Origin of the sequence: Pseudomonas sp. HY7a-MNA-CIBAN-0227, from assembly GCF_040310325.1 — a bacterium.
In the GTDB taxonomy this organism is placed as follows: domain Bacteria; phylum Pseudomonadota; class Gammaproteobacteria; order Pseudomonadales; family Pseudomonadaceae; genus Aquipseudomonas.
The window spans coordinates 1-337 of sequence record NZ_JBEOPT010000059.1; the positions used below are offsets into that span (position 1 = coordinate 1).

General features: G+C 35.6%; 1 protein-coding gene. It reads left to right on the forward strand.

All coding sequences use genetic code 11. The features are described 5' to 3' along the window. Positions 1-101: 101 nt before the first annotated feature. Positions 102-337, forward strand: a 236-nt coding sequence (locus AAEZ06_RS26955) for a hypothetical protein (RefSeq protein ID WP_350617122.1), incomplete at its 3' end; no start/stop codon positions are given.

The window sequence follows — 337 nt, forward strand, 5'->3', positions numbered from 1 at the left end:
TGTGTAAGGAAGAAGTAGTAGATTATCCACATATAGAACAAACCATTGAACAGTACATTAGTACCGTTGCTAGAATTACAGGTCAGACAAGGAATTCGAAAATGAGACAAGAGTATGTAGATTTTCTGGCAGATGACAATAACTTTAAAACCGTCTATGAACTAAGCCAGAACTTTGAAGCGTTTCAGCAGCATATTCAGAATAAGACTTGGAACGACCTGCTGAATTACCTTGGAAAGAAAAACTTAGAATTCACTTTTTGTGATAAGAACCTATTGCCTTGTAGCCAAGAAAAGTCTGTTAAGAATTACTTCAAAAGAAGTAAGAACACCTATGG